Here is a 7,082-nt window from a genome sequence, read left to right as displayed (position 1 = left end):
GCCGGGGCCGGGCTGGCCGGTCGTCGTGCGGTCCGAATCGCCGCGGCGGGCGCCGGGCGCGCCGACCGCCGCACGCCGCTGGCCTGTTCCTGCAGTTCACCGACCTGCACATGGCCGATGTGCAGAACCCGCTGCGGACCGAGTTCCTGCGGGCCGGGTCGCCCGGTTCGTGGCGGACGCAGGAGGCCCTGTCGGTGACGGGCGCGGTCGCGCTCGTGGAGCAGGCCAACGCGCTCGGCGGCGGCCCGCACACCGGCCGCCCGGCCGCTTTCGTCATGTCCACCGGTGACAATGTGGACAACAACTCGGCGATCGAACTCGAGTGGTATCTGACCGCCATGAGCGGCGGCCCGATCACCCCCAACACCGGAGATCCCAGCGGCTACGAGGGAGCGCAGAACTCCGGCCTGCCGTTGTTCTGGCAGCCCGAGGACAGCCTGCGCGACTTCGACAAGCTGCGCGGACTCCCCCGCATTCCCGGATTTCTCGACGCCGCGGTGCGGACGGTCACCAGCCCCGGTCTGAACATCCCCTGGTACTCGACGCCCGGAAATCACGACGCCCTGCCCGGGGGGTGCCTGGCCCCGCAGGACGGGCAGCTGCGCGACCTCGTCACCGGGTCCAGGAAGCTGCTCACCGTGCCGCCCGACGACGTGGCCGCCTATCTGAAGGTGCTGCAGAGCGGCGACGACCCCAAGAGCGAGGTGCTGAAGGGCATCCTGCGGCGGAACGCGGCCGGGGCCCGGACGGTGACCGCCGACCCCCGGCGCCGGATGTTCTCGCCGCACGAGTACCTGGCGGCCCACCTCGACCCGGCCTACGCGGGGGCGGGCCCGGCCGGCCACGGATACACCGAGGACCACCTCAACGACGACCGGCTGTACTACGCCTTCCAGGTGGCCGAGGGCGTCATCGGCATCAGTGTCGACACCACCTACCGCAGCGGCCACTTCCAGGGCTCGGTGGGCAGCGAGCAGCTGGACTGGCTGGAGCGGACCCTGACCGCCCACAGCTCGCTCCACTACGACGCCGACGGCCGGCCGGTCCGCAACGCGGGCGCCGACGACGCGCACATCCTGGTGTTCAGCCACCACCACAGTCCGAGCATGACGCGGCGCCCGGACGCCGGCCGCCCGGAGGAGCAGCGGCACGACGGCGAGGAGGTCATCGAGCTGCTGAGCCGGTTCCCGAACGTGGTGGCGTGGATCAACGGGCACAGCCACATCAGCCGGATCACCCCGCACGCGCACGCGACCGCGAGCCGCTCCTTCTGGGAGGTCAACACCGCCTCGCACGTGGACTACCCGCACCACGCCCGGCTGATCGAGCTGACCGACAACCACGACGGCACGCTGTCGCTGTTCACCACGCTCATCGAGTCCGCCGCGCCCTACCGCACGGACTTCGAGGACCTGTCGGACCGCGGCCTGGCCTCCCTGTACCGGGAGCTGGCGTACAACGCGCCCGGCCTGGCGCAGACCATGACCGACGGCGTCAAGGAGAGCTCGGCGGGCACGAAGCGGGACCGGAACACGGAGCTGCTGCTGCGCCGGGCCTGACCGCGGCCGGCGGCGCGGCGATGTTCGCAGGCGCGGCTAGTGGGCCAGCAGCTTCACCACGATGATGCCCGCTCCGACGCCGATGTTGATCAGCCCCGCGACGCTGGAGGCGGCGATGCCCGCGCCCATTCGCATGCCGGAGTAGTACGACCAGCCGAACAGGGACAGGGCGTCCACGCCCGCCGACACGTACAGGGCGGTGGACAGGGCGAGCAGGCCCACGGCCGAGACCCCGACCATCACCAGCGGGCCGACCGCGGAGTTCAGCAGCGGCGAGGTGACGTGGAGCATGCGGCGCAGCTCGTCCTTGCCGGCCAGCCGGCCGTGGGCGGCCCGGTACGCCTGTTCCTCGGCCACCAGGCCGGTGAGCCAGACCCCGACCGCGGTGGCCAGCACCGAGACGGCGGCTTCCAGCGCGGTGACGTGTTCCGCGGCGAGGGCGACCACGACCGCGAGCATGGTCAAGGTCGCGTAGATCCGCTCCCGCACCCAGCCGGCGTCGACTTCGCGCCCCAGGGCCGTGCGCAGCGGCCCGCTCTCGGCGGACCGGTGGGATCCGGCCGGCTCCCTTCCCGCACCGTCGGTCATGCCACGACCCTAAGACGCCCCCGGCCCGGCCCGCTTCGGCGCGTCCGTGGACCGGGGGCGACTTTCCGGCCGGGCCGGGGCCGCCGGGTGCCCGGGCGGGCATCCGGCGGCCGGCGCGGGTGTCAGTTGTCGTCGGGGCAGAGGTGGAGGGCGAGCACGTTGTCACCGGTGACGGCGACGTGGACGCGGCCGATGGTCCCGGTGTCGCCGCTGTTGGCGAGCCGGAAGTCGGTACCGGCGTTCTCGCCGTTGTGGAAGGCCGCGTCGTCCACCGTGAAGGTGGCGGTCTTCCAGGTGTCGGTGCCGGTCTTGGCGACCGACGGGGACTGCTGGTAGGCGCCGCCGGTGGCGTCGTACTGCATGCTCCAGCTGCCGGTGCCGTGGTCGTAGTAGTCGATGGTGACGGTCGCGGTGTAGTGGCCGCCGGGGACGATGGTGTTGTCGACGTCGAAGTACTCGAAGGGCGACCCGGGAGTGGTGGACCGGCCGGAGCGGCCGGCCAGCGTGACCGGGGTGGTGTGGCCGTCGCCGTTGTCGCGCAGCCGCAGCCCGCACGGGGTGTCGGTGGCGCCCAGTGTGTCGCAGGCGGTCGCGGCGCCGTCGGCGGCCGGTACGGTCACCACCACGGCCCCGCCGGGCAGCGTCGTGCCGTCGGCGGCGCGGAAGGCGACCTTCACCGGGTGGTAGCCCGACGGTGTGCCCGTCGCCACCGCGATCGTGACGGGCACCTCGGCGGTGGCGGCCCGGGACAGGTCGAGCGTGCCGGACGACGGGGTCACCGTCACCCCGGGCACATCGGAACTCGCCGTCCAGTGGACCCGGCCGGCATGGCCGGCCAGCGTGGACGCGCCGACGGTGGCCGGCAGGCTGCTGCCGCCGGGGAGGACCTGGGTGCCGGTCGGGGTGAGGTAGCCGACCGCCGGCACCTCGTCGGACCGGTAGGACGGGGGCGCGGCCTTCGCGCCGGTGGCCCAGTGGGTGTCGGCGTGGGTGGCGAGGCTGAAGTCCAGCGTCCCGCCGCCGGTGGCGAAGCCGGCCGGCAGCGCGGTGGACGCGAAGGGGCGGCCGTCCAGCCGCAGCCCGGTGACGTACGGCGCGTCGTCGGCGGCGCGGGGTGCGTCGATGGTGATCCGCCGGCCGGTGCCCAGGCTGATCACCGCCCGCTTGAACAGCGGGCTGTTGAGCGCCAGCGTCGGCGTGCCGGGGGTGGCGGGCATCATGCCGAGCGCGGCCCACACGTACTCGGAGGACAGCGCGCCGTTGTCGTCGTTGCCGGGCAGGCCGTCCGGCGCGGTGGTGAACAGCTCGGTCTCGAAGCGCCGGGTGACCTGCTGGGTCTTCCACGGCTGGCCCACGTAGTCGTACGCCCAGGGGGCGGTGGTGTCGATCTCGTTGCCGGCCCAGTCGTAGGGGGCGTTGCCGCCCGCGTTCAGCTGGCTGAAGAAGGCGTCCAGCCGCGGCACGACCTTGTCCTTGCCGCCCATCGCGGCGATCAGGCCGGCCATGTCCTGCTGCACCGACCAGTTGTACTGCGCCGCGTTGCCCTCGTCGTAGCCGTCCTGGCCGAAGGCGCCGGCCGGCGGGGTCTGGAAGCCCGGGCCGGCCGGGAAGGCGCCGTTGTCGTCGCGCGGGCGCAGGTAGCCGGTGGCCGGGTCGTAGATGTTCTGCCAGTTGTTGCCGCGCTTGGCGTACTCGGCCTGGGTCCGGTGGTCGCCGACGGAGGCGGCCAGCTGGGAGATGGCGAAGTCGTCGGTCGACCACTCCAGGGTCTCCGAGGCGCCCTGCAGGCCGTGGTCGCCCTGCGAGGTCGCGTCGTTGGGCGCGTAGCCGAGCCGGACGTAGTCCTCCACCCCGGGGCGCTCGGTCCAGCCCCAGCCGACGCTCTGCGACTGGGTGGCGCCCTTCTTCATGATGGGCAGCGCGTCGCGGACGTCCACGCCGCGGGCGCCGTAGGCGACGTACTGGGCGAACAGCGGGACGCCGTTGTCGCCGTTCATCACGTTGCCGGTCATGTTCTGCGAGGGCCACTTCGGCCACCAGCCGCCCTGCTGCTGGGCGTCGCGCAGCAGCGAGTTGGCCATGTCGCCGGCCCGCTGCGGATAGAGCATGGTCTGCAGCGGGGCCAGCGACCGGTAGATGTCCCAGTCGGAGAAGGTGGCGTACTGGGTGTGCCCGGCGGCCACCTGGTGGATGACGTCGTCGAAGCCGATGTAGCGGCCGTCCACGTCGTTGAAGACGCTCGGCGACTGCAGGGACCGGTACAGCGAGGTGTAGAAGGTGGTCAGCTCGGCGGTGGAGGCGCCGCCGACATCGACCTTGCGCAGCGCGTCGCGCCAGGCGGCGCGGGTGGCGGCCTGCACGTGCCCGACGCTCCAGCCGGGGATCTCCGCGGCGCGGTTGGCGGCCGCGCCGTCGGTGCTCACGTAGGACATGCCGACCTTGGCGGTCACCGAGGAGTCGGCGGTGGTGTCGAAGGTCAGGTACGCGCCCGAGCCGGGCCCGGTCGCGCTGGACGCCCCGGGGGTGACGGCGCCGTCCTGCCAGGTGCCGTGCGCGGTGAAGGGGCGGTCGAAGGTGATGTCGAAGTACATGGTGTATTTGCTGTTGTTGCACAGCCCGTGCGGCGTGGTGGTGCCGGCCAGCTCGTGGTCGTTGACCACCCGCACGTCGGCGGCCAGGTCACCGCCGAGGCTGGTGCCCGACTTGACCAGCACCTGCGCCTGGCTGCCGGACGGGTAGCGGAAGGACGCGATCCCGGTCCGGGTGGTGGCGCCCAGGTCGACGTGCACGCCCGAGTCGGTCAGCCCGACCGAGTAGGAGCCGGGGGCGGCGTGCTCGTCGTCGTGCGAGAAGTGCTCGGTACGGCCGGCCGGATCGTCCCCGACCGCGCCGGTGACCGGCAGGATCGGGATGTCGCCGAAGGACGAGCAGCCGCCCGAGAAGTGGTCCAGGCTGAAGCCCCGGATGGTGGTGTCGGAGTAGGCGTAACCGGTGGGCCCCGACTGCGTGTCGGGGCTGAACTGCATCATGCCGAAGGGCGCTGTCACACCGGGGAAGGTGTTCTCCCAGTCGACGCCCTTCTGTGTGCCGATCATCGGATCGACGTAAGCCGTCGGATCGGACACCAGCGCGACCTGCCCGGAGCGCGGTGGTGCGCTGGCGACCGCCGACGGCGCGGCCACCACGCACGCCGCCAGTGCCGCCGCCACGATCCCGATCGTGCTCCATCTGCCGTTTCGTTGTTGCACCTTGGACCTTCCCTCGTGCCGCTGCGTCGCCCTGCGGGCCGGCTGGCTCGCTGTCAATTAAGTCGCTTGACATCGTTGTCACCGGCGCGACGGCAGTCTGGTCCGGGGGTTGACCGCCCGTCAAGGAGGAAGGACGACCGCGGCGTCGGCCGAAGCCCCGGCGCCGTGGCCGCCGCCGGCCCGCCGGGTGGGTCCGCAGGGTCCCGCTGGTGCGGCGCCGACCGCGGCTGACCAGCGGCGACGCACCCATGTGGGTGATCGCTTATCGGCCATCCTCGCCGCGGCCCGCAACCGGGCCGGGGGGTCGATCGTCTCCCAGGAGGCAACAGGTGTGGCCCGAGGGACAGAACGGGGACGGGGTCATGGACACGGTGATCGTGCAACTGCCCGACGAGCGCCGGCGGCTGGACGGCGAACCGGCACCGCGGCCCCGGCTGCTCAAGCTGGGCCCCGGCCAGTGCGCGCGGTTCGGGCGCGGCGCGCCGGGCAGCCCGGTGCCGGTGCGGCTGCGGGATCCGGGCGTGTCGCGGTGCGCCGGGCAGATCACGGCGGCCGAGGACTACTGGCGCCTGTCCAACTACAGCCGCACCGCCACCTACGTGGTGGAGAACCTGGAGGGAGCCGGCGAGCACATCAAGGTGGCCCCGGGACGGCTGGGCGCCCCGGTCCCCTTCGAGTTCTCCCGGGTGCTGCTGCCCGCCCGGGGCGCGGACGCCAGCTTCAAGGTCTTCGCCCCGCAGCACGCCTACCAGGGCGACAGCCCCGAGGCGGGCCCGGCCGGGGGCGAACGGACCACCACCCCCTTCGCCCTCGACCCGACCGCCAAGTACTTCCTGGTGCTGCTGGCCCTGTGCGAACCACGGCTGCGCAACGCCTCCACCGGCGCGGTCCCGGGCGTCGGGGATCTGCTGGAGCGGCTGCGGCCGCTGGACGCCTGCCGCGATCTGACCCGGTCCGCCGTCAACTACCACATCGACTACCTCGCCTCGGTCAAGCTGCGGCTGCTCGACGAGGCGGCCGACGGCGGGCGGGACGGCCTGTCCGGCGGCAAGCGCGAGGAGCTCATCGCCTTCGCCCTGCGCTTCGACCTGGTCCGGGAGGAGCATCTGGCCCTGCTGCCGCCCAGAGCGCGGCAGGGCGGCAGGACGGAGGACTGACCGGTGGCGTCCCCCGGCCCGGGCCGGCCGGCGCTCGATGTCCCGGCCGGCTACCGGGTCGGCGACTGGACCGTCACCGGCCTGATCGGCTCCGGCGGCTGGGGCAGCGTGTACGCGGCGCGCGGCCCGGCCGGCCGGGGGGCCGCGCTGAAGTTCCTGGGCGTGGCCGGGCTGGCCCCCGGCCTGCGGGCCTCGGTCGACGAACTGGTGCGCCGGGAGGTGCGGTTCAGCCTGGCCGCCCGCCACCCGCACCTGGTGCGCACCTACGCGGCCCTGACCGTGGCCGACCGCGACCGGCCCGATCTGGACGGGTCCGTCGTCCTGGTGATGGACCGCGCGCGGTGCAGTGTGCAGGACGTGCTGGCCGCGGCCGCCCCGCGCACCGGTGTTCCGGGCGCGGCGCGCGTCCTGCGGGGCGCCGCCGAGGGCCTGGCCCATCTGCACGCGGCGGGCTGGGTGCACGGCGACCTCAAGCCGGCCAATGTCCTGCTGGGCCCGCACGGCGAGGTGTGGCTCGGGGACTTCGGCCT

Annotated in this window: 5 protein-coding genes; 3 read left to right on the top strand and 2 right to left on the bottom strand. The window is 73.4% G+C overall.

Annotated features, from left to right (window positions below; all coding sequences use genetic code 11):
* On the top strand, positions 1-1,559 hold a 1,559-nt coding region (locus GA0115240_RS18670; protein WP_107407166.1), incomplete at its 5' end, for a TIGR03767 family metallophosphoesterase.
* A gap of 36 nt (positions 1,560-1,595) precedes the next feature.
* On the opposite strand, the gene GA0115240_RS18665 is transcribed toward GA0115240_RS18670, so the two are convergent.
* Both GA0115240_RS18665 and GA0115240_RS18660 read right to left on the bottom strand, forming a co-directional pair.
* Complete coding sequence (locus GA0115240_RS18665) at positions 1,596-2,147, bottom strand: hypothetical protein (protein WP_237555006.1); 552 nt, start codon at positions 2,145-2,147, stop codon at positions 1,596-1,598.
* Between the two features lie 122 nt (positions 2,148-2,269).
* The gene (locus tag GA0115240_RS18660; RefSeq protein WP_256069878.1) at positions 2,270-5,356 is read right to left on the bottom strand and encodes a GH92 family glycosyl hydrolase; all 3,087 of its coding nucleotides are present in this window, start codon (positions 5,354-5,356) and stop codon (positions 2,270-2,272) included.
* Positions 5,357-5,757: 401 nt separating this feature from the next.
* Here GA0115240_RS18660 and GA0115240_RS18655 point away from each other — a divergent pair, with 401 nt between their 5' ends.
* Both GA0115240_RS18655 and GA0115240_RS18650 read left to right on the top strand, forming a co-directional pair.
* Positions 5,758-6,552, top strand: coding sequence for a serine/threonine protein kinase (locus GA0115240_RS18655; protein WP_093737813.1), 795 nt, complete (start codon positions 5,758-5,760; stop codon positions 6,550-6,552).
* A 3-nt stretch (positions 6,553-6,555) separates the two neighbouring features.
* The coding region (locus tag GA0115240_RS18650; RefSeq protein WP_161302288.1) for a protein kinase domain-containing protein at positions 6,556-7,082 on the top strand (527 nt) is incomplete at its 3' end.

It is taken from the genome of Streptomyces sp. DvalAA-14 (assembly GCF_900091855.1).
Classification (GTDB): domain Bacteria; phylum Actinomycetota; class Actinomycetes; order Streptomycetales; family Streptomycetaceae; genus Actinacidiphila.
The sequence above is the reverse complement of the archived record's forward strand: the minus strand, read 5'-3'. Positions and strand labels throughout refer to the sequence as shown.

Coding starts and splice junctions, on each gene's coding strand:
- GA0115240_RS18665 (WP_237555006.1), bottom strand. CDS start 2,147: ATGACCGACGGTGCGGGAAGGGAGCCGGCCGGATCCCACCGGTCCGCC.
- GA0115240_RS18655 (WP_093737813.1), top strand. CDS start 5,758: ATGGACACGGTGATCGTGCAACTGCCCGACGAGCGCCGGCGGCTGGAC.